The sequence below is a fragment of the Cyclobacteriaceae bacterium genome, assembly GCA_025808415.1.
Classification (GTDB): domain Bacteria; phylum Bacteroidota; class Bacteroidia; order Cytophagales; family Cyclobacteriaceae; genus UBA2336.
The window spans coordinates 977,501-1,000,800 of the sequence record CP075525.1; the positions used below are offsets into that span (position 1 = coordinate 977,501).

General features: G+C 44.3%; 12 protein-coding genes and 2 rRNA genes (1 of these 14 cut by a window edge). 10 read left to right on the forward strand and 4 right to left on the reverse strand.

Annotated elements, in window-relative coordinates:
• From KIT51_04535 to KIT51_04545, 3 genes are all read left to right on the forward strand, one after another.
• Window positions 1-1,036: ribosomal RNA gene (locus tag KIT51_04535) — 23S ribosomal RNA — on the forward strand; it begins 1,871 nt to the left of the window's first position.
• Between the two features lie 170 nt (window positions 1,037-1,206).
• Window positions 1,207-1,318 (forward strand): 5S ribosomal RNA (gene rrf, locus KIT51_04540).
• A 120-nt stretch (window positions 1,319-1,438) separates the two neighbouring features.
• On the forward strand, window positions 1,439-4,102 hold the full coding sequence (locus KIT51_04545; protein ID UYN87533.1) for a hypothetical protein: 2,664 nt from the start codon (window positions 1,439-1,441) through the stop codon (window positions 4,100-4,102).
• Window positions 4,103-4,142: 40 nt separating this feature from the next.
• On the opposite strand, the gene KIT51_04550 is transcribed toward KIT51_04545, so the two are convergent.
• Entirely contained in the window at window positions 4,143-5,003 is an 861-nt protein-coding gene (locus KIT51_04550; protein UYN87534.1) for an SDR family oxidoreductase, read from the reverse strand.
• Window positions 5,004-5,126: 123 nt separating this feature from the next.
• Here KIT51_04550 and KIT51_04555 point away from each other — a divergent pair, with 123 nt between their 5' ends.
• Window positions 5,127-6,077 carry an OmpA family protein gene (locus KIT51_04555; GenBank protein UYN87535.1) on the forward strand — a complete coding sequence of 317 codons (951 nt, stop codon included), beginning with the start codon at window positions 5,127-5,129 and terminating at the stop codon, window positions 6,075-6,077.
• Window positions 6,078-6,088: 11 nt separating this feature from the next.
• Entirely contained in the window at window positions 6,089-6,265 is a 177-nt protein-coding gene (locus KIT51_04560; GenBank protein ID UYN87536.1) for a PLDc_N domain-containing protein, read from the forward strand.
• A gap of 86 nt (window positions 6,266-6,351) precedes the next feature.
• Here KIT51_04560 and KIT51_04565 read toward each other — a convergent pair whose 3' ends face one another.
• On the reverse strand, window positions 6,352-9,492 hold the full coding sequence (locus KIT51_04565; protein UYN87537.1) for a glycosyl hydrolase: 3,141 nt from the start codon (window positions 9,490-9,492) through the stop codon (window positions 6,352-6,354).
• 137 nt (window positions 9,493-9,629) lie between these two features.
• Here KIT51_04565 and KIT51_04570 point away from each other — a divergent pair, with 137 nt between their 5' ends.
• Together KIT51_04570 and KIT51_04575 are read left to right on the forward strand one after the other, a co-directional pair.
• The gene (locus tag KIT51_04570) at window positions 9,630-10,853 is read left to right on the forward strand and encodes an MFS transporter (protein ID UYN87538.1); all 1,224 of its coding nucleotides are present in this window, start codon (window positions 9,630-9,632) and stop codon (window positions 10,851-10,853) included.
• A 63-nt stretch (window positions 10,854-10,916) separates the two neighbouring features.
• Window positions 10,917-12,995, forward strand: a complete 2,079-nt coding sequence (locus KIT51_04575) for a hypothetical protein (protein UYN87539.1) — start codon at window positions 10,917-10,919, stop codon at window positions 12,993-12,995.
• A gap of 18 nt (window positions 12,996-13,013) precedes the next feature.
• Here KIT51_04575 and KIT51_04580 read toward each other — a convergent pair whose 3' ends face one another.
• Window positions 13,014-14,159 carry a PLP-dependent transferase gene (locus tag KIT51_04580; protein ID UYN87540.1) on the reverse strand — a complete coding sequence of 382 codons (1,146 nt, stop codon included), beginning with the start codon at window positions 14,157-14,159 and terminating at the stop codon, window positions 13,014-13,016.
• A gap of 91 nt (window positions 14,160-14,250) precedes the next feature.
• Here KIT51_04580 and KIT51_04585 point away from each other — a divergent pair, with 91 nt between their 5' ends.
• The 3 genes from KIT51_04585 (at window position 14,251) to KIT51_04595 (ending at window position 21,910) form a co-directional block, all read left to right on the forward strand.
• Window positions 14,251-17,415 (forward strand): tail fiber domain-containing protein, encoded by a 3,165-nt coding sequence (locus tag KIT51_04585; protein UYN87541.1) that lies wholly within the window; start codon window positions 14,251-14,253, stop codon window positions 17,413-17,415.
• A gap of 143 nt (window positions 17,416-17,558) precedes the next feature.
• On the forward strand, window positions 17,559-20,759 hold the full coding sequence (locus KIT51_04590) for a hypothetical protein (protein UYN87542.1): 3,201 nt from the start codon (window positions 17,559-17,561) through the stop codon (window positions 20,757-20,759).
• Complete coding sequence (locus KIT51_04595; GenBank protein ID UYN87543.1) at window positions 20,756-21,910, forward strand: gliding motility-associated C-terminal domain-containing protein; 1,155 nt, start codon at window positions 20,756-20,758, stop codon at window positions 21,908-21,910. The genes KIT51_04590 and KIT51_04595 overlap by 4 nt, the downstream gene beginning before the upstream one ends.
• Here the strand turns inward: KIT51_04595 and KIT51_04600 are convergent.
• On the reverse strand, window positions 21,907-23,211 hold the full coding sequence (locus KIT51_04600; GenBank protein UYN87544.1) for a 2-oxo acid dehydrogenase subunit E2: 1,305 nt from the start codon (window positions 23,209-23,211) through the stop codon (window positions 21,907-21,909). The two genes, KIT51_04595 and KIT51_04600, sit on opposite strands and share 4 nt — an antisense overlap.
• Between the last annotated feature and the right edge of the window lie 89 nt (window positions 23,212-23,300).

Here is a 23,300-nt window from a genome sequence, read left to right on the forward strand (position 1 = left end):
AAGGTTAAGGGGGGACGTTAGTGGGTAACTGCGAAGCGTTGAACTGAAGCCCCAGTAAACGGCGGCCGTAACTATAACGGTCCTAAGGTAGCGAAATTCCTTGTCGGGTAAGTTCCGACCTGCACGAATGGTGTAACGATCTGGGCACTGTCTCAGCCATGAGCTCGGTGAAATTGTAGTCACGGTGAAGATGCCGTGTACCCGTCACGGGACGGAAAGACCCCATGAACCTTTACTATAGCTTCACATTGACATTGTGTAAATGATGTGTAGGATAGGCGGGAGGCATTGATCCCGGGCCGCTAGGTTCGGGGGAGCCAACGGTGAAATACCGCCCTTCGTTTTCTTGATGTCTAATCCCGCTTAAAGCAGGAGACAGTGTGTGGTGGGTAGTTTGACTGGGGTGGTCGCCTCCGAAAGTGTATCGGAGGCTTTCAAAGGTATGCTCAGTACGCTTGGTAACCGTACGTGGAGTGCAATAGCATAAGCATGCTTGACAGTGAGACCGACGGGTCGAGCTGGATGGAAACATGGATATAGTGATCCGGTGGTTCTGTATGGAAGGGCCATCGCTCAAAGGATAAAAGGTACTCTGGGGATAACAGGCTGATCTCCCCCAAGAGCTCATATCGACGGGGAGGTTTGGCACCTCGATGTCGGCTCGTCACATCCTGGGGCTGGAGAAGGTCCCAAGGGTTAGGCTGTTCGCCTATTAAAGTGGCACGCGAGCTGGGTTCAGAACGTCGTGAGACAGTTCGGTCCCTATCTGTGATGGGCGTAGGAAGTTTGAGAGGATCTGACCTTAGTACGAGAGGACCGGGTTGGACTAACCGCTGGTGTACCAGTTGTGGCGTCAGCTGCACCGCTGGGTAGCTATGTTGGGACGGGATAAGCGCTGAAAGCATCTAAGCGCGAAACCCACCTCGAGATGAGACTTCCATTAAGGGACGTCAGAGATGATGACGTTGATAGGCTGCAGGTGTACAGGCAGGAATGTCAAAGCTGAGCAGTACTAATAACCCGATAACTTCTTTTCGGCACGCCCCTATGTGCCCGAAACCTTTACAACGACAAAACAATCTGTCTACTTGTCTTACCAGTGTGCCAACTGATATTGAGCCGGAAGGGCTCACTAATCTTGGTGATCCTGACGAGCCGTTGGCTGTCAGGACGAGCTAAGTAAAATAGCTCAATCACCAAAGATCTTAAGGTGACTATAGCGGTGGGGATCACCTCTTCCCATTCCGAACAGAGCAGTTAAGCCCACATGCGCTGATGGTACTGGGGTAAAACCCGGGAGAGTAAGTCGTTGCCTATTTTTTATCCCTAAGCCCCGTAACCCTACGGGGCTTTTTTATTTTTAACCATCAACAACTTTTGCGAATAGATGGGTTACGTTGATTAACTTTAGCTTCTGCTAAACTGATTTGCAACTGTAGTGAAGAAAACTCCAATTTTTTTAACGGTACTCCTGATTCTTGCTATTGGACTAGGCACTACTTTTTATCTTAAGCTCTATCAAAAGAAGGATTTAACTGTTTGGGATGTTATGCCCTCTCAGACAGTACTTGTTTTTGAGGTTGGTGAATGTGAAGAATGTTTGCAATCAATAAGAGGCACAGCTTTGCTAACAGCGCTTACGGAAAGTATTTTTCAGGGTTACAGGAAAGCTCAATTAACTAAGCTTATTTCTAATTTCTTAGAGCCTAAGAATAGCCCAGTTATTTCTTTACATGTAGTTAAGAAAGATGATTTTGATTTTATTTTTTATGCCCCATTGAGCAAATCGAATCAGATAGAGTTGCAATTGAAGGAATTAGAGGGGGAAGCCAAAAAATTTTCACAACGAGAATTTAATGGTGTTCAAATAAAGGAACTTCCTATTGACGATAAGCTTTTTTCCTGGGTTGCTATTGATGGCATATGGGTTGGCAGTTTTACACCATTTCTGGTTGAAGATGTAATCCGAACTTATAAATCTGATAGAAGTTTAATCTTTAAAAATGATATTCGTGAGGTCGCGCTCTTGCCAACTGTAAAAAATGATGCAGGGAATATTTATATCAATTTGAAAGAGTTTAGTAATTGGTTGACGGTTTTTTCTGACAACCAGTCTACACTGACTACGGTGGGGCAAGGAGCTGTTCTGGATATTAAACAGCGTCAAGGAAACTTAACTTTAAATGGATTTTCGATTGCCAACAATGAGGATCAAAATATGTTGTTGTCAAGCTTGAAACAACAAACTCCTGTGCCATTTATGTTAAAGAGTTTAATTTCCAACCGATCGGTACTTGTAACCAGCTTCGGTATAAGTGATGGTTCTGAGCTTTTTAAGAACATTGAATTATCCAGGCGAAAAGATATTCAGGATTCTATCCAATCATTTTCTAATGTTGATCTTGAGTCTATCTTCTCAGGGTTGGGAAAAGAGATTGTAACCTGTTATTTGGAGTCTGGCGGTCAGTCCATGGCACGTGTTGTTTTATTCAGTTCATCCAATTCAAAGGAATGGTTGAAGTCTTTTGATTTACTTTCAAAAGCATCTGAAAAGGGAGATTCACTTTATATTGAACGTTTTTCTTCATATGAAATACGACAAATTGAAATAAACAATTTACCAGAAAAGCTTTTTAAGCCATTGGTTAATGGATTCAGGCAGATTTATTACACCAATATTGATAACACAATACTTTTTTCTGATCGTGTTGATGAATTGCGAAAGTTTTTAGATGACATTGACAAAGAAGAAGTTTGGGGAAAATCAGTTTACTATAACCAATTCCTTGAATCAACATTGCTTGAATCAAATTACAGTATTTATATAAATACACCCCGGGCGCTGGCTGCTGTTTCAAACAGCCTAAACACCAAATGGAATAAAGTTTATTCTTCTACAAACCGAAGTTATTTTAATGCCATTGGTTTGGGTGCTATACAGTTTAGCCATTTGAATGAGAACTTTTACACTAATATTGCATGGTCGTTTAATCCGCAAAGTGATGTTGGTAGAAACGAGCCTCAAGAGATTCGCGATCGCTTACAGGTGAATCTGGATTATGCCATTGCTTCTAAACCCTTTGTTGTTCGAAACCATGCTTCAAAGCGCGATGAGTATGTTTTGCAGGATTCTCTTTTTGTACTTCATTATTTTTCAACAGACGGTAAGCGCCAATGGAAGAAAGAGATTCAAAGCAAGTTAGTTGGGACTGTTGTACAGATTGATTACCTGAATAATAATAAGCTTCAACTGTTCCTGGTAACAGCCGGTAAGATTCATGTAATTGACCGACTTGGTAATTATGTTAACCCATTCCCGGTTTCCGTCCCACAGCAGAATATTGAGTTTGTAAGTGTGATTGACTATGATAATAGTAAGAAATACAGATTTTTGATTTCAGAGAAAACCGGAAAGCTGTGGATGTACGATCAGGAAGGCCGGAATTTAGAGGGTTGGAAGCCAAGAAATGTGGAAGGTCCGTTGGTAACAGCCCCGAGTCATCATCGCATACGGGGTAAGGATTTTATTTTGGCTGTTCGTCAGGATGGATGGGCATACCTGATGAACCGAAGAGGCGAAAATATAAAGGGCTTTCCGCTTAACCTGGACATGCGCCCCGGTGGAACTTATTTTCTTGAGCAAGGTAATACATTGGCTGCTTCGAATTTTGTCATCGTTTCAAAAGATGGTGTTAAAGTGAAGTTTAATGTTGAAGGCACTATTTCAAGCCGCGAACCTTTAATCCGAACCTCAGTTGATGACCAGTTTTCTTTAATAGCCGAGAATAATAATCGGTTTTATGTGATTGCACGACAGAACGCCAAGGAATTGACACTATTGAATGAAAACGGAAAGGCTATACTCGTTAACGAATTTGTAGGTAAGAATCAGGTTGATATCCAATACTATTCTTTTGGTTCTGGAAACGACTATATCGTTGTCTCTGATAAAATTCAGGATCTGAGTTATGTGTACGATGGAACAGGACGGTTGCTAACCCCAATTCCATTAGAATCGACAGGAATTACTTTGAAGCAAGAGAATCAAAAGGTTTCCGCCATTTATGTTAATGATAAAACGCTGACGATACTTCCTTTGTGAGATTCGGCTGCTTGCTCATCGGGTACAAAATTTTTTTAGCTTAGCCTTTTCCCCTCATCTTCTCCAGTTGATCCCACATATCGCCTGGTATCATTTCCAAATGGCTGAATTCACCTCCGTTGCGCAGCCACTCACCGCCATCAATAGTTATAACTTCTCCATTTACATAGGCTGAATAATCGGACATTAAATAAGCCGCCAAGTTGGCCAGTTCCTGATGTTCACCCACACGCTTTAAAGGTATGCGTGATGCGGGGTCGAACTTTTTAACTAATTCGCCAGGTAAGAGCCGGCTCCAGGCGCCTTCCGTTGGAAATGGCCCCGGTGCAATGGCATTACTTCGTATGTTATACCTGGCCCATTCAACGGCCAGCGATCGGGTTAATGCCAAAACACCAGCTTTGCCACAAGCTGAAGGCACTACATACCCTGAACCTGTCCATGCATATGTGGTTACGATATTCAAAAATACACCAGGTTGCTTTTTGGCGATCCAGTTCTTGCCTGCTGCCAGGGTTGTGTAGTAGGTTCCTTTCAGAACAATATCGACTACGATATCGAAAGCGCGATGCGAAAGCCGCTCCGTTGGACTAATAAAATTACCTGCTGCGTTATTCAGCACGCCATGGATTTGACCGAATGTTGCTTCTGCCTGACTAACTACGTTTTCAATTTCTTCATACTTGCGCACATCGCAAGGCACAGCCAAAACGTTACCACCGGTTTGCTGCATCAGTTCATTTGCTGCTTTTTCCAGTACATCTTTTTTCCGGCTGGTAATCACCAGGTTTGCACCAAGTTCAAGCATGTATTTGCCCATGCTCCTGCCCAAGCCTGTTCCGCCTCCGGTTATAATAATGGTTTTGCCTTTAAATGATCCGGGTTTTAGCATGCCTTCCATACGGTATTCAGATTAAAGTTTATTTTATCCTAAAATAGAGTAGTTAATTTAAAAGATATGGATTGGCAATACTTTTTTTAATGGTGGTATTCTTTTGATATTTGCTGCATAATTTTTTAAACGATGAAAACAACCCTTTATATTTTTGCTTTTACAATTTTAGTTATGCAGTCGTGTGTGGTTACCAAGAAAAAATATGACGACATACTAGCCCAAAAGGTAAGGTTAGAGGCTGACCTTGCGGATAAGACATCGCAACTTGAAAAGGCCAATGCTGACCTGGAAAAGCTTGATGGGCAGGTTAAAAAGCTTGCCTCGGACACTTCAAGCCTGGGTGACGATGTGCGAACGAAGGCTGCACGTTTGGCAGAGTTGGATAAGGAATACAATCAGCTTAATGCGTATTATAAAAATCTGTTAACCAGTAGTGGCAAGCTTAACCGCGACATGGCCCAACAGCAGGAACAATTGCTGGCCATACAGGCCAATCTTGACCGTACCAAAAGAATGAATGATTCATTGAGCGTTAGCCTTACTGAACGTGAAAGGAAGGTGAAGGAATTGGAAAATGTTTTGGCGGCTAAGGATAAAGCCGTGAATGATCTGAAAAATAAAATCACAAACGCTTTGTTGAACTTCAAGGAGAATGATTTAACCGTTAATGTTAAAAACGGCAAGGTTTATGTATCACTTGCCGAACAACTTCTCTTTGCTTCAGGAAGTACCGAGGTTGATGCCAAAGGTGTTACAGCTTTGCAGCAATTGGCCAAGGCTGTTAAGGACCAGCGCGATATTAACATTATGGTTGAAGGCCACACTGACAATGTTCCGATTTCCAGAAAATCGCAATACATGCAGGACAATTGGGATTTAAGTGTAATGCGGGCCACCTCAATAACAAAAATTTTAACCAAGGCTGGGGTGTCACCCAAGCAAATTACAGCTTCCGGCAGGGGAGAGTTTGTTCCGTTAGCAGTCAATGATACGCCACAGAATAAGCAAAAGAACAGGCGCACCGAAATAATCATTACTCCAAACCTTGATGAGTTATTTAAGATTCTCGAATCAAACTAATCATAACCGCTATGGGACGTATTTGGGTTCTTTTAATTTTTGTAATTGATGTACTCGCCATACTGGATGTATGGAAGCGTGAATATTCAATGGAAAAAAGATTACTGTGGACTGTTGTGATAATTTTGCTTCCGCTTATCGGACCTATAGCCTGGTACATAGTTAGCCGAAGAATCATTAATCTTTAAATCTAAAAGGCCCGGGATAAGTACCGGGCCTTTTAGATTAATTAAGCAGATGATGTAAATCTTTAGCGAGCTTAGCTTGTTATTGTTTAGTCTTTTAAAACCACAGCATCAATATTCTTTTGCTTAACCAATGCATTAAAGGCTGGAATTTCTTCTTTAAAGATTTTGTCAACCGCTCCCAGGTGCTTATTAATTTCTGCTGTTATCTCATTTTTGAATTCTACCATTTGCTGAGTTGGCGGGAAATTGCCTGCACTTGCCAGTGAGTTCAAGTGAGCCAATTTATTGTTCAAGCGAATAGGGAAGTTTAGAGGATCCTGCCCACTTCTGTTCTTGGTTTGGTATAATGCTTCTTCTATAGTTTTCATATTATCCAAAATGGCTTTGGATTTATCCAGCACTTCCTTCATGGTTTCCTTCTGATCTTTTATCGGGTCGATGGCGCGATTGATTTGTTCACGGGCTGTACGGATTTTTTTGATAGCATTATGGGTTTCGCTGACTTTAGCAATTACTTCCTGAACAAAATCAAACTGTGCTTTCATGTCTGTAGCTGTAGCGTCTGAACGCGGGTCTTTAAGTATTTCAAATTCTGCCTCGGATGATTTTCCATTTACAGTCAACCGCACTTTATAATTTCCGGGCAGTGCACGGGGGCCATTCATGGAGGCTGCCCATAGAATCATTCCGTCAAACCGGTCAGCATCAGGGTAACGCATGTTCCAGTTAAATTTATTCATTCCCGGTTGCTTTAGCGTTAGTTTTTCTTCTTTAGCCTTCAGGTCGGGTTTGGTGGAGAATTTCTTGATCAATGTTCCATCCGGTTGAAGAAATTCAAGGCTAACCTGTGCTTTGGCTGTATCCTTAAGATAGTAGTGCACCATCACTCCACCTGGATGGTTTTGCCCGGCTGTTTTGGGCACCCTGCCCCAACTAAAGGCTGGCCCCATCCTGTATGATGGCATGGGTTTAAACAAATATGAATCGGCTGTGCTAACCTGATCGCTTAATTGGTGTAGCGGGGTCAGGTCATCGATCAACCAGAAACTCCTGCCTTGTGTAGCGGCTATCAGGTTGTCATTCTTGATGGTTAGGTCGGTAATAGGAACGATCGGTAAGTTGAGTTGAAAGGGTTTCCAGCTTGTGCCATCATCGAACGAAATGTACATGCCTGTTTCGGTTCCGGCATAGAGCAGCCCTTTACGTTTTGGGTCGGCACGAAGCACCCGTGTAAAATGCCCTGCATCAATACCATCGGTAATTTTGGCCCAGGTTTTACCGTAGTCCTTTGATTTATATAAGTAAGGACGATAGTCGCCAAGTTTATAGCGTGTGCCGGCAACATAAATTCCGCCTTTTGTGTGAGGATCAAATTCAACGCTGTTGAACATCATCCATTCGGGTAGGTCTTTTGGTGTAACGTTTTTCCATTCTTTTCCTCCATCCGTAGTCACGTACAATAGTCCGTCATCCGATCCGGTCACTATGAAATCTTTTTCATAAGGGGATTCACCCGCAGCAAAAATGGTACAGTAGTATTCAACACTGGTGTTGTCTTTGGTGATGGGGCCACCCGATGGGCCCAGTTTTGTTTTATCGTTTCGTGTTAAATCCGGGCTTATGGTTTCCCATGACTGGCCACCGTTGTAAGAAACGTGAACGTGATTTGATGTGGTGTAAAGTTTTTTAGGATTATAGGGGGAGAAGAAAATCGGAAAATTCCACTGAAAGCGGTACTTCATATCTTCTGCACCATGGCCCATCGGATTATTGGGCCATACATTTACATTCCTTTCTTCTCCGGTTCTGTGGTTTTGCATTTGCAGTAGCCCGCCATAGTTTCCACCATACACTACATCCAGGTCGGTAGGGTCGGGTGCGAGGTGGCCGCTTTCACTACCGGCTGTTACTTCCCAATCGCTTTCGGTGATAGCCAACCCATCGGTGCGGTGGTAAATGCGAACGGTGGTATTGTCTTGCTGGGCACCGTAAATCCTGTACGGAAAAGCGTTATCGGTAGTAACCCGATAGAACTGTGCAGTTGGTTGGTTATGGTAGGTACTCCAGTTTTCGCCTCCATCAAAAGATACCTGGGCGCCACCATCGTCTGCAATGATCATGCGTTGGTTATCTTCAGGGGCAATCCACAAATCGTGATGGTCGCCATGCGGGGCATTGAACGATTGGAACGTGCGCCCACCGTCTTTTGAGCGGTGATAGGACACGTTAACAACGTATACCATGTCTTCATCGTTTGTGTCGGCATAAATGCGTGTATAGTACCATGCCCGTTGGCGCAGGTTGCGGTCGTCATTCATTTTGCGCCAGGTTTTTCCGGCATCATCCGAACGGTAAACGCCACCGTTTTCATTTTCGATAATGGCATATACTTTATCCGAATTTACCGGTGATACGGCAATACCCGCTATACCCCAAATACCTTTCGGCAAACCGGTGTTCGTTGAAATATTGGTCCAGGTTTCTCCTGCATCTGTACTTTTCCACATGGCCGATCCTTCGCCACCACTCTCCAAACTATACGGTGTTCTGCGGATGCGCCAGGTGGTTGCATACATGATCCGTGCATTGTTTGGATCGAAGCAAAGATCAACGGCACCTGCATCTGCATTAGCAAACAGTGTACGCTTCCAGGTTTTGCCGCCATCAACCGATTTATAAACCCCACGTTCATCGGACGATTTAAATAAGTCGCCCATTACGGCAGCATATACAATGTCGGGATTTTTGGGATGGATACGAACCCGTGAAATATGACGTGAATCCTTCAGGCCAATATGCGACCATGTTTTACCGGCATCTACCGACTTGTACATGCCGTAGCCGTAAGAGACATTTCCGCGAACGGTTTTCTCCCCGCCACCAACATAAATTACATTGTTGTCCCACTCGCTAACCGCCACAGCGCCTATTGAACCACCAAAAAACCCGTCAGAAATATTTTCCCAACTGTTGCCGGCATCGGTAGTGCGCCAAACGCCACCACCGGTAGCCCCGAAGTAGTACAAGTTGGGTTTGCCGGGCACGCCTGCAACCGCTGCAGAACGGCCACCCCTGAAGGGGCCAATGCTTCGCCACTCCATGGCATTGTACAGTTTTTCATCGTACGAAACGGTTGCCTTAGTGGTAGCAGCCGGGCTTTTCTTTTGGGCAAATGCAGGGGCAAGTGCCAAAACAAAGCCAAGAATTAGAAAGTAGATTTGCTTCATAAGTTTAGAATTTGTGATCATGTTAGGCTGAATTTACCAAATCGCTGCTTACTTTTTTATTAATGGTTATTAAAGGTTTTGCACTTCCCGAACTATTTTTTGACTTTGCCAAAATGCCTGGCTAACAACAGGCCACTATGCGAAAAGGTGATTGGAAAAAACTGTTCAGCATACCCGTTGTCGTGGCGGCACTGGGTTATTTTGTCGACATCTACGATTTGCTTTTGTTCAGTATCGTCCGCATCCCCAGCCTGAGGGGATTAGGCGTGCCAGATGCCCAACTTTTTGACCAGGGGGAGTTTTTGCTGCGGGTGCAGATGGGCGGGCTATTGGTAGGCGGGATTATTTGGGGCATAATGGGCGACAAACGCGGCAGGCTTTCTGTGCTGTTTGGTTCTATATTGTTGTATTCGTTGGCCAATATTGCCAATGGCTTTGTAACCACGGTAGATCAGTACGCAATATTTCGGTTTATTGCCGGCATTGGCCTGGCCGGTGAGCTTGGAGCGGGTATAACATTGGTGGCAGAAGTTTTGCCAACACGCTTACGCGGATACGGCACCACCCTGGTAGCAACGGTGGGTTTATTGGGTGCAGTACTGGCCAATGTTATTGCCAAGCATTTTGATTGGCAGGTTGCCTATTTTATCGGAGGTGGTTTAGGGCTGATGTTGTTAATTGCACGGGTAAGTGTTTTTGAATCCGGAATGTTTTTAACAGTAAAGGAACAATCGATTGACCGCGGAAATTTCATATCACTGTTCACCGACTTTGGCCGCTTTAAGCGTTTTATAAACTGCATATTGATCGGGCTGCCGATATGGTTTACCATTGGTATACTCATCACTTTTTCTCCCGAGTTTTCGGTTGAAATTGGTGTGCTTGAGCCCATTATAGCGGGCGATGCGGTTATGTTCAGTTATTTGGGCCTGGCAGCAGGCGATATGAGCAGCGGATTACTGAGCCAGTGGTTTCGGTCGAGAAAAAAAATTGTATTTGTTTTCATCATCATCACCCTGGGCTTTGTTTTGCTTTACCTGTACCCGCCTGTAACCACAAAATTCTTTTTTTACTTCACCTGTTTTTGCCTGGGGTTTGGGGTTGGGTATTGGGCCTTGTTTGTTACGATAGCAGCTGAACAGTTTGGTACAAACCTGCGATCAACGGTAGCCACCACAGTTCCTAATTTTATACGCGGAACGGTGGTGCCTTTAACATTTGCTTTTAAATTATTACGCGAGGATACCGGAATAATTGTGGGGGCACTTATTGTAGGCGTTACCACTATTATTATTTCTCTGCTCTCGTTACGATCGCTCAGCGAAACGTTTGGCAGGGAGTTGGATTTTGTTGAGGAATAGGTTGAACGATTATTTTCGCAAAGATTCGCAGCTTAGGCATTGTTTTTTTAATTTGCTGTTTCAATGAGAGGGGCCTCAGTATTTTTCTTTCTTTTTTCATTGTGGACTTGCCTTACGCAGGCAAGTGCTCAAAATATTAACCGTATTGATACCCTTCGAAAAAAATTAAACCGTGTAACAGGCGTTGAAAAATTTAATTTATTGAATGACCTGGGTTTTGAGTTTCGCCTCTCCAATCCCGATAGCACCATTTATTACTGTTTGCAAGCCTATACCCTCGGTCAACAGCTCAACCTACCCAAAGATTTATCAAAACCTTTAAGCTTTATTGGACTGGCCAATGCTTATAAAGGTGATTATAAAGCATCTTTCGATTATCACTTGAAATCGGTTGATGTGGCGCTGGCACAAAAAGATTCCACCCAGTTAGCCTATTGTTACAATAATTTTGGTCGTTTGTTTTTTGATCAGGGCGATTTAACCCGTGCCTATGACAACCTGATTAAAAGCATGGTGATTTTTGAAAAGTTAGATGACCCCGTGGGGTTGGCTTATGTGTACCGTTCATTAACTAACATCCATAAATCACAGCAGGATTATGCGAAAGCGTTGGAAATGGCGCAAAAGGCCTACCGGTTGAGAAAGCAAATAGGTGATCCTCGAGGCTTACTTTCTGCCCTAATTGAACTAGGTTCTGTTTACAGTGAGATGAAGAGTTCGTTAGATGCCAACCGCTGCTTCAGGCAGGCCGATTCGATTGCTGTAAAAATTGGTGATGATATAAGCCTTGCCGAAATACGGATTGGGTGGGCTGAGTTTTTAGTGAGCAACGGTGAAGTAAATAAAGCCGATACGTTAGCCCGCCAGGCTTACGCTATGGTAAACCGTACGCGCAATATCCGTTTATTGCCACGGGCAACTTTGTTAATGGGTGTAGTACATTATCATTTAGAAAAATTAAGTGATGCAAAAAAGTATTTTGAAAGCGTTATAAGAATAACAGAGCAATCGCACCTGGAATTGCAACGCGATGCCCTGTTTTACTTAAGTAAAATCCACGAAAAAGAAGGAAAGCAAGCTGAGGCTACCTTATTGTCAAATAAATACCTTATCCTGAAAGAATCGCTGCAAAGCGTTGAACTGGCACGACAAATAGAGAAACTTCAATTTCAATTGGAGATTGAAAAGAAAGAACGAGAAAATGAATTATTGAAAACAAATGAATCGCGGAACAGTGCTATCATCAGGCAAAAGCAACTTGAAAATATTATTCTTATTGTGATTATTGCTTTTGTGAGTTTGCTTTTTTTACTGCAATGGCGCAACAGCAGGAAACGAAAGGATGCCAATGTTAGACTGGAAACACAAAATCAGAAAATCGAAAAGCAGCGTAAGGAGATCATAGAGCAAAATGAAAAACTGGAGAAAAGGAACCTGGAGCTTTCAGAGTTAAATCACGAGCAGGATACTCTTATGAATATTGTGGCCCATGATTTAAAATCACCGTTAAACCGTATTAAAGGCCTCGCTGATCTATTGGAAATGGAAGGCGAATTAAATGTAAACCAAAAGAAGTATTTGAGTTTGATTAAGGACTCCACGCGCTCCGGTTTGGATTTGATTACGGACTTGCTGGACGTGAATGCACTGGAGGTGAATCGTGAGCCTGAATTTTCCGTTTTTAACCTGAATTCATTTCTGAATGAACGGGCTAATGTTTTTCGTCACTATGCAGCATCGAAGAATATTGATATTAAGTTAACCCAGGATTTTAATGATCCGGTTTATCTGGATCAGGAATACCTGGCCAGGATAATGGATAACCTGATTTCAAATGCCATAAAGTTTTCGCGTAGTAATTCAACGGTTAGGATCAGCACCGGAATACGCGAAGGGAATTGTGTCATTAGCGTGCAGGACGATGGCCCCGGCTTTCTATCAGATGATTTGAAATTTCTGTATCAGAAGTTCAAGAAATTAAGTGCACGACCTACAGGAGGTGAAAGCTCAAACGGTCTTGGCCTGGCCATCGTTAAAATCCTGGTCGACAGGTTAGGCGGAAAAATTGAACTTCAAACCACACCGGGTAAAGGCAGTACTTTTGAAATCCTGTTCCCGCTGAAGAGTAACGTTCTTGTGTAAGCCTGAAGGTTTAAATCCCTAAACTTTCCCTAATGCCTGTTCTAAATCCGCTATAAGGTCTTCTGCATCTTCAATACCAATGCTCAGGCGGATTAAAGAATCAATCAATCCGTTTTTAATACGCTCTTCTTTGGGAATACTGGCATGCGTCATAGATGCCGGGTGATTGATCAGCGATTCTACCCCGCCCAATGATTCGGCCAGTGAAAAAAGTTCTACACTTTTCATTAGGGTAAAGGCCTTTTCCAGACTGTCATCTTTCAGCGTGAACGAAAGCATTCCACCAAAGTCGCGCATCTGCCTTTTTGCTATTTCATGGTTTGGGTGATCAACAAAACCGGGCCAATAAACTTTGCCAACTTTTGGATGATTCTTTAAGTACTCAGCGATCTTTCGTCCGTTTAAACAATGGCGTTCCATACGCAGGTGCAATGTCTTTATTCCGCGCAATACCAAAAACGAATCTTGAGGTCCTGGAACAGCTCCGCATGAATTTTGAATAAAGGCAAGTTCTTGCTGAAGTTTTTCACTATTGGTTGCCAGGGCACCCATGATAACATCCGAGTGGCCACTTAAGTATTTTGTAACTGAATGCATTACAATATCAGCACCTAAATCAAGTGGGTTTTGTAAATAGGGTGAAGCGAATGTATTATCAACGGCAACCAAAAGGTTATTTTTTTTTGCGATGTCTACACAGGCTATTATGTCAATAACGTTCATCAATGGGTTGCTTGGTGTTTCCAACCATATCAATTTTGTTTTTTCATTAATGAAAGCGTTGATGTTAGAGGCACTGGTCAGATCGATAAAATGAAACTTGATGCCCAGCCGCTCATACACCCGCTTGAACATCCGGTATGAACCGCCATATAAATCGTTACTGGTGATAACCTCATCGCCCTGGTTCAACAGTTTGATAACGGTATCCGTTGCCCCCATACCGGATGAAAAGCAGAGGGTGTATCGGGCGTTTTCAAGGGCAGCAATACTTTTTTGAAGGGCGTTTCGGGTGGGGTTTGCCCCCCTCGCATAAGCGTATCCCTTATGTTTGGCGGGCTCTTCCTGAACATACGTGGATGTTTGGAAAATGGGTGTCATGATCGCCCCTGTTGAAGGATCGGGTTCAACACCCGCATGTACCGCTTTTGTACCGAATTTCATTGGATTTTGAGGTTTTAAATAGGATGCAAAAATAGAATAATTGTTTACGATCCGATTTTGTACATTCCTAAATTATTACCCCTAAACCCTTATGAAAAAGACCATCTTTCAGCTTCTTTTATGCTGTATTGCTTATTGCTTTGCCGTTTCTGCTTTTGCCCAGGTTGGTATTGGCACAGAAAACCCCAACCCCCGATCGGTGCTTGACCTTCGGTCTCCGGGAAATAACCAAGGCTTGTTGGTGCCCCGATTAACAACAGCCCAGCGAACGGCTGCTTCATTTGTATCAACGTTAGCAATAACTGAAAAAGGCTTGTTGGTCTTTGATACCGATACCGATAAATTTTATTACTGGAGCGGTACAGCGTGGACCGTAATAGAAGACAGTACAGGAACAGACAGCCAGACACTTACTTTTAATCCAACCACAGGCGAGTTAACCATTACCGGGGGGAATACCGTTGGTATTTCAGGTATTGCACCTGGAGGAACGGCCGGTGGTGATTTAAGTGGCACCTATCCAAATCCTACACTGGCCAATAACGCTATTACTTCAGCCAAAATTGTAGATGGGACAATCGTGAATGCGGACATCAGTAATTCAGCAGCTATTGCCATTTCAAAATTGGCGGGCGGAACTAACGGTCAGGTATTATTGACCTCAGGAACTACACCCACGTGGTCAAATATACCGCCACCGAGCGGACCAGCAGGAGGTGAGTTAACAGGGGCTTACCCAAATCCATCCATTGCCAACAGTGCAGTAACAGATGTTAAAATTGCCAATGTTGCGCCCGGTAAAATAACCCAGGCAGGTGCTACGGTTGGTCAGGTATTGAAATGGAATGGAACAGCGTGGGTACCTCAGGACGATGAAACAGGTGTAGGTACTTTGCCATCGCTGGCCAACGCCCAGTTGATCACAAACAATGGAGTTACAAATATTGCAGCGACCATGAGCGGAGACGCAACCTTTGCCTCAACGGGTGCTCTTACTATTTCCAACAATGCCATTACATCTGCAAAGATTGCAGACGGAACTATTGCTACTGCTGATTTGGCTGATGGTTCAGTAAGTGATGCAAAAATATCAGCCGTTGCGCCAGGCAAAATAACACCATCGGGAGCTACAGTAGGCCAGGTATTAAAATGGAATGGAACTGGCTGGGTGCCTCAGGCTGACAATGTTGGAACAGGAACCGTCACTAGTGTTGCCACTGGCACAGGATTAACAGGTGGCCCAATCACCACTACAGGTACAATAAGCTTAACAAACACTGGGGTCACAGCGGCATCCTATGGTAATGCTACCACCGTTCCGCAAATTACGGTGGATGCTCAGGGACGTATTACAGCAGCCTCAGGTATTGCCATTGCTGGTGTAGCCCCGGGGGGTGCAGCTTCAGGTGATTTGTCAGGCACCTATCCGGCACCGCTTATTGCAGCGGGTGCAGGTAACAATGTTGTCAGTGCAGTGAATAACGCGGCCACAACAGGCACGATTAATACAAATCGGTTAAATGCGTCCGTAGTATTGGATACAGAATCTCCTGCAGCAGGTCATGTTACAGGTACATTTGGTGGCGGATTAAATCTCACGAATACCACAGTTGTTGCCGGGCCCTACGGATCGGCAACACAGGTTCCTAATTTTACTGTAGACGCGCAAGGCAGGCTAACGGCTGCAGGTAATACCACCATTGCCGGTGTTGCACCGGGCGGAACGGCTGGAGGCAATTTAGCAGGATCTTATCCTAACCCAACAATAGCTGCAACGGCTGGAACTAATATTGTTACGGCTGTTAATGATGCTTCTACCACAGGCACAATTAATACGAATCGGTTAAATGCTGCGGTAGTATTGGATACAGAATCTCCTGCTGCAGGGCAGGTCACAGGCACGTTTGGTGGCGGATTAAATCTTGCAAATACTACAGTTGTTGCCGGGGCCTATGGGTCAGCAACACAGGTTCCTAACTTTACTGTAGATGCGCAAGGCAGGCTAACGGCTGCAGGTAATACAACCATTGCTGGTGTTGCACCGGGCGGAGCGGCTGGTGGAGAACTTACTGGCACCTACCCTAATCCCAACATTGCAAACAATGTTATTACTTCAGCCAAAATTGTGGATGGTACAATTGTCAATGCCGACATCAGTGGTAGTGCAGCCATTGACGTTTCAAAGTTTTCAGTTGGTACTTCAGGACAAGTATTGACAACTTCAGGTGGTGGTGTTGCCGTGTGGGCAAATGTTGGTCCTAACGCGTTGATCAATAATATTGGAATACGAAATTTATTTGCCGGTGATCAAGTTGCAACAGCCGGAACCGACAATGGATTTTTTGGTTGGAGGGCAGGAGCCAATAATACTGGAAACTATAATGTCTTTATAGGCACTCAGGCCGCAGAGAACCACACTAACTTGGGTTTAAGTACCATAATCGGATGGCGTGCAGGTAATGCCGGTAATCACCAGGGAAATACTTTTGTGGGTGCACAAGCAGGCGAATTTGTAACCGCGGCAAATGTAAGCACATTTATTGGCGAGAAGGCCGGCTGGAATGTAACTACAGGAGTGGGTAATACAATGCTGGGTGAACGGGCCGGCCAAAATACTACCACTGGTTTCTTTAATACCTTTATAGGTACAACAGCTGCCTCTACAAATACAATAGGAGCTCGGCTTACCTTAATAGGAAATGGGGCAGATGTTAGCGTTAATAATTTAAATAATGCTACGGCCATTGGTGAAGGTACTATCGTGAATGCCAGCAATAAAGTTCGCATTGGCAATACCACGGTTACAGTTATTGAAGGTCAGGTTGCCTTCACGGCCTCGTCCGATAGGAGATTGAAAACAAATATCCGTGACATTGATAGCGGTCTTGATTTTATATTAAAACTCAGGCCTGTTAGTTATCAGATGAAAGACTTAAGCGATAAGCGCACCAACTGGGGTTTTATTGCCCAGGATATTGAGCAATTAGTGGACGATAGAAATGCTATTCTGACCGTGGGTGGAGACAATGATCGAACACTCGGTCTTCGGTATACCGATTTTATTGCCCCCCTGGTAAAAGCCGTGCAGGAACAACAAGAAGAGATCTCGAATCTGGAATCGGAAATAAAACTGCTTAAAGATCAGCTGAGGTTACTGAACGAGCAAAACAATCGTATCAATCAGTTCAGGGCTGAATTGGATAAGCTTAAACAGCTAATGAATACTCCGGAAAAGGGATTAATGGGGTCAGAATAGGATACTGTTTTTTAGGGGCTCAGTTACCAATCCGGGGTAAAATGGATTGATTTCCATGCGTAGGGTGTAACTGTTTGTTCGATATTTTACAACCCATGAATTCTGACAATTGAGTATCTTCATCTTTTTAAGAAATACAGTTTATGAAAATCAAGGCTTTATCAATCATTCTGCTTTTCCTGCTAGTGGCAGGCCAAAAGTCAAATGCACAGGTGGGTATAGGCACAGAAAACCCCAATCCACGTTCTGTATTGGATTTGCGCTCACCGGGCAATAACCAGGGTTTTTTGGTTCCAAGGTTCACTACCGCGCAGCGAACGGCAGCTGCCTTCATCAGTACTTTAGGTACCTCTGAAAAAGGGCTATTGGTATTCGATACGGACACTAACAAATTCTACTACTGGGGTGGTACAACGTGGATTGTTATTGAAGACAGCACCGGTACGGATAATCAAACACTTACGTACATCCCATCTACAGGAGTGCTTACCATATCCGGTGGGAACAATGTAAACCTAACCGGTACGGCTCCGGGCGGTAATGCCGGTGGCGACCTTACCGGAACTTATCCAAATCCCATCGTAGCCAATAATGCCATTACTTCTGCAAAAATATTGGATGGCACCATTGCCAATGCAGATATCGCTAACAATGCTATTACCGATGCAAAAATTGCCAACGTAGCACCTGGAAAATTAACACAGTCGGGAGCCACTACAGGCCAGGTATTAAAATGGAATGGTACTACATGGGCTCCTCAAAATGAAACTACTGGCGGAACCGGAACAGTTACTAATATTGCAACAGGAACCGGACTTACCGGAGGCCCAATAACGACAACTGGAACAATTGCCATCGCTTCAAATGGTGTTACCGCTACTGAATTAAGAAGCGATGCCACTACCGATGCCAACCGCGCGGTAACCACTAACCATATCCGGGATAATGCCATTACAACGGCCAAAATTTTAGATGGAACTATTGCCACAGCAGATCTGGCAAACAATTCAATAACTGATGTTAAAATCGCCAACGTAGCGCCTGGAAAACTCACTCAGTCGGGGGCTACCGTTGGGCAGGTTTTAAAATGGAATGGTACTGCCTGGGTACCGCAGGCCGATGATACTGGAACAGGCTCATTACCGGCACTCGCTTCAGGCCAGCTTTTAACCAACAATGGGGCTTCAAATATTGCTGTGACCATGGGAGGGGATGCAACATTTGCTTCGTCAGGAGCCCTGACTATTTCTAATAACGCCATTAACTCCGCCAAAATAGCTGATGGCACAATTACAAACGCTGATGTTAGCAATACTGCGGCCATAGCAGTAACCAAGTTAGCTGCAGGTACCAACGGCCAGGTGCTAACTACAACAGCCGGTGTGCCAACCTGGTCGGCAGCTTCCTCGGGTACAGTTACAAACATTGCAACGGGTACAGGGCTGACTGGTGGGCCGATTACAACAACAGGAACCGTTAGCCTGGCGAATACATCGGTAACACCGGGTCCTTATGGATCAGCTACGCAGGTTCCTAATTTTACGGTAGATGCCCAGGGACGATTGACGGCAGCTGGCAATACTACCATTGCCGGAGTAGCACCCGGTGGAACTGCGGGAGGGAATCTTGGCGGCACCTATCCAAATCCAACGGTTGTACAAATACAAAGCAGACCGGTTGCCAATACTGCACCAGCGCTTAATCAGGTGTTAAAGTGGAACGGTACCCAGTGGGCGCCTGCTGCGGATAATGCCGGTGGACTTACATTGCCCTTCTTTGAATCGGTTGAGAACAATGATAAGACTACACAGTTTCAAATTAACAATACTGGACTTGACGGTCGGGTGGCAGAATTTAATATATCAAACGCTGCCAACTCAAGTGCTGGATTACAGGTTACCACAACAGGAAATGGCGCACCAATTCTTAGCTCTGGCGTGCTATATGGAATGGCTGCAACTAACTCGCTTCCTGGTGGTGTAGCAGGTTTATTCAGCAATACAGGTGATCGGGGTTATGGGGTACTCGCAGCAGTTCAAACAACCACTACCTCCACACAAGGTGCACTGGGTTATACGTTCCAAAATGATGGAGTAACGTTCGGTGTCGGGTTGTATGGACGCGGAAAACACTATGGGATTCAAGCCAGTGGAGCCACCTATGGTGCAAGTATATTTAATTACAATAACACCTCCCAAGCAATTATTGCGGGTAACGGGGCAGGTGTGTGGGCCAGAAGCGATGATAGTTTTACCAATGGAGTATCTGCTTTTGGATTTGGTGCCAATTCATATGGTGTGTATGCAGGAGGAACAACGGCTGGTGTTTATGCTTATAGTACCCTAAGCACAGGTAACGGAATTGAGACATCTTCATCAAGTACAGGGGCTACAGGCTATGGTTTGTATGCCATTCATACTTCAGCCTCTGGCACAGCACCAGCCATAAGAGGGGAAACGAATGCCACGGTGGCTAACGCAGCGGCTATCACTGGGGTTGTAAATCCTACAGCAGCAGGAGCCTCCTCTGCTGGCTTGCGTGGTATAAATAATGGCAATGCTGCATCAGGGATTGGTGTTTGGGGAAGTCATGCCGCAGGCGGTTATGGTTTATACGGAACAGCCGGAACCAATGGATATGGTGTAGTAGCCTCATCAAGTGGAACCGGATATGCAGTTTGGGGGATTAATGGAAGTGCAACGGGATATGCAGGTTATTTTTCCGGAAGAGTAAATGTTACGGGCGCCTTAAGCAAGGGTAGCGGAACATTTAAAATAGATCACCCTCTCGACCCTGCTAACAAATACCTGTATCACTCGTTTGTGGAGTCCCCAGATATGAAGAACATTTATGATGGTGTTGTTTCGTTGGATGCGTCAGGCAGGGCAGAGGTTATTCTTCCGGAATGGTTTGAGGCCCTGAACAAGGACTTCCGTTATCAACTTACTTGTATGGGAGGCCATGCCCCGGTTTTTGTAGAGCGTGAAATTTCAGGTAATCGTTTCAGTATCGCAGGAGGAACCCCGGGAATGAAAGTATCATGGCAGGTAACGGGTATTCGTAAAGATCCATATGCTGAGAAAAACCGTGTAAAAGTGGAAGAGAACAAACCTGATCATGAACGTGGAAAATATCTATACCCTGAAGCATATAACCTGCCTGTTTCCATGGGAATTGGTTATCAAACCCAACCGATAAGTAGTACCGATCCACAACAGATTAATCCTTCCAGGCGAAGCAGTGAAGATTTGAAAGCAGAGCAAGAAAGGTTAAGTAAGGATCCAAATCCTGGAAGGAAAAATAATGCTGGTCAAATTGAAATGCCTAAACTTAAGAAGCAATGAGAAATCCCAAACCCTGTTTTTACACATTGATTTTTTTTATAGCTCCTTTATTTGCACTAGGTCAAAGTTTTTATATAAATCCGGGTACAACAGTATTTGTGCAATCAGGCTCTGCGCTTTCGGTTAGAGATAGTTTGGTCAACAACGGTACGTTAACAAACAACGGCTCCCTTGTTATGGGCGGTGTATGGCTTAACAATGGTACGTATGTTCCCGGTGAAGGGCGTATAACCTTCAACAGTACTTCCGGTGAGCAAATCATAAACCATAATGCACAGGCTTTTAGTTGGCTAACGATTGATGGTAGCGGCATAAAGAAATTTCTGGCCGATATTGTTGTGGAGCGTGAGCTTATCCTTACCAACGGTATTATGGTGGCCGAGAATAACTCGAAAATTATTTTTGATGAATCTGTGGTAATTACCGGTGGCTCGGATCAGTCGCACGTTCAGGGTGCGGTCCAACATTCCGGTTCAGGTAATAAATTATTCCCGATCGGGAATGGAACCACGTATTTACCTGTACAAATAACTGGAATAACATCAGCGGCTACTCAGGTAAGGGTTTCAAGCACTGAACTTGGCGGATCAGTTCTTCCGAAATCAAGTTCATTAAAAAGCATTTCTGATCAACGCTATTTTACGGTTGATGTAGTGACTGGCTCACTCCAAAATGCCACAGTTACATTGCCGGTTCGAAATGAGAATAGCCTGAGCGGTGGACTTCAATCATTGGTTGTCGCGCAAGCCTCAGCACTTAATGATCCGTTTACGAGCTTGGGTCAGTCTAATTCCACAGGATCGTTGTCCACCGGTACAGTAACCTCTGCTCAAGCACCAACGGAAACATTGCTTGCCGTAGCCAGTGCAGATAATTCAGGTATTGAAGTGTTCAACGCTATTGCCCCAAATGGTTTTGAGCTTAACCAATATATGCGCATTGCTAATTTACCATTCCCGAATAAGGTGCTGATTTTTAATCGTTGGGGTGATAAGGTATACGAAGTGGAGAATTATGATGATACCGTACCCGGTAAACGTTTTGCCGGATTAGATACAAAAGGCAATGAGTTGCCTTCCGGTAACTATTTCTACAAAATAGAAGTGGATCAAAAAGAAGTGAAAACCGGCTATCTTTCCCTTAAGCGTTAAAAGGGTCTGCTGGGATCAAACTTCTCCAGGTAATCGGCAACACGTCTAACAAAACTTCCACCCAGTGATCCATCCACTACACGGTGGTCATACGAGTGTGATAAAAACATTTTATGGCGAACCACTATCGCATCACCATACGGTGTTTCCACCACCGCTGGTTTTTTAAGAATGGCCCCGGTAGCCATTATACCAACTTGTGGCTGAACAATAATGGGTGTGCCCATCACATTTCCAAAGGAGCCAACGTTGGTTAAAGTATAGGTACCTCCGGTTAATTCATCGGGTTTAAGTTTGTTTTCACGGGCACGAACGGCAAGATCGTTTACCAGTTTAGCTAAGCCACTAATGTTGTATTGATCGGCATTTTTGATAACCGGAACAATCAGGTTACCCGAAGGAAGGGCTACCGCCATTCCAATATTGATCTCTTTCTTTCGTATTATACGATCACCATCAACTTGTATGTTGATCATCGGGAAATCTTTGATCGCCTGCACAAGGGCCTCTACAAAAATTGGTGTGAAGGTTATGGATTCCCCATACCGCTTTTGAAATTCATTCTTCACACTATTTCGCCAGTATACAATGTTGGTAACATCAGCTTCTACAAAGGAAGTTACGTGAGGAGAAATCCGTTTTGAATCCACCATGCGCTCGGCAATCATTTTGCGCATGCGGTCCATCTGGATGATTTCATCGCCCGCGCTAACTGATACCGGCACACCTTGCGGGGCTTTAAACTGCTGTGTGGCCTGGATGGTTTGCCCTAATTTGCGGTGCTGAACGTAGGTTAGAATATCTTTTTTGGTTACACGGCCTTCCAACCCGGTACCGGGAATAGTTTCTAATTCCGCAATCGCAATATTTTCTTCTTTGGCGATGTTTTTAACAAGAGGAGAATAAAATCGCGAAGCGGATTTGTAATCAGCAATATGATGCGAGGCACCGTTGCCATTGGTTGATGTCGCGGCAATTGTTTCTTTCTTAGAACCTGAAACAGGTGCTGCTACTTGTTTGGGTTCATCCGATTTGGGCTCAGCAGTAACGCCTGCTTCGACATCAGTTGTGATAATAGCAATGGGTTTTCCAACCTTAACCACCTCGCCTTCTTTAGCCAGTATTTCTTTTAATACACCGGCATGGGTGGAGGGAACTTCGGTATCAACCTTATCGGTGGCCACTTCCAATACCGACTCATCTTGCTCAATTTTATCGCCCGGTTTTTTTAACCAGGTTAAAATGGTGGCTTCCATTATACTTTCACCCATTTTGGGCATTATCAGCTCAACTAGCGCCATAATTCAAACGTTTACGGGGGCAAAGTTAGCATTTTTGATGTGTTATTGAACAGGACAAAAAGCCCCTGAAATCTGTTCACTTATCATTT

What these genes read in the sequence shown, in the direction of transcription:
- KIT51_04600 (UYN87544.1), bottom strand. Translation starts at nt 23,211, where the DNA reads ATGGCGCTAGTTGAGCTGATAATGCCCAAAATGGGTGAAAGTATAATG.
- KIT51_04565 (UYN87537.1), bottom strand. Translation starts at nt 9,492, where the DNA reads ATGAAGCAAATCTACTTTCTAATTCTTGGCTTTGTTTTGGCACTTGCC.
- KIT51_04580 (UYN87540.1), bottom strand. Translation starts at nt 14,159, where the DNA reads ATGAAATTCGGTACAAAAGCGGTACATGCGGGTGTTGAACCCGATCCT.
- KIT51_04570 (UYN87538.1), top strand. Translation starts at nt 9,630, where the DNA reads ATGCGAAAAGGTGATTGGAAAAAACTGTTCAGCATACCCGTTGTCGTG.
- KIT51_04555 (UYN87535.1), top strand. Translation starts at nt 5,127, where the DNA reads ATGAAAACAACCCTTTATATTTTTGCTTTTACAATTTTAGTTATGCAG.
- KIT51_04590 (UYN87542.1), top strand. Translation starts at nt 17,559, where the DNA reads ATGAAAATCAAGGCTTTATCAATCATTCTGCTTTTCCTGCTAGTGGCA.
- KIT51_04595 (UYN87543.1), top strand. Translation starts at nt 20,756, where the DNA reads ATGAGAAATCCCAAACCCTGTTTTTACACATTGATTTTTTTTATAGCT.
- KIT51_04560 (UYN87536.1), top strand. Translation starts at nt 6,089, where the DNA reads ATGGGACGTATTTGGGTTCTTTTAATTTTTGTAATTGATGTACTCGCC.
- KIT51_04585 (UYN87541.1), top strand. Translation starts at nt 14,251, where the DNA reads ATGAAAAAGACCATCTTTCAGCTTCTTTTATGCTGTATTGCTTATTGC.
- KIT51_04575 (UYN87539.1), top strand. Translation starts at nt 10,917, where the DNA reads ATGAGAGGGGCCTCAGTATTTTTCTTTCTTTTTTCATTGTGGACTTGC.
- KIT51_04550 (UYN87534.1), bottom strand. Translation starts at nt 5,003, where the DNA reads ATGGAAGGCATGCTAAAACCCGGATCATTTAAAGGCAAAACCATTATT.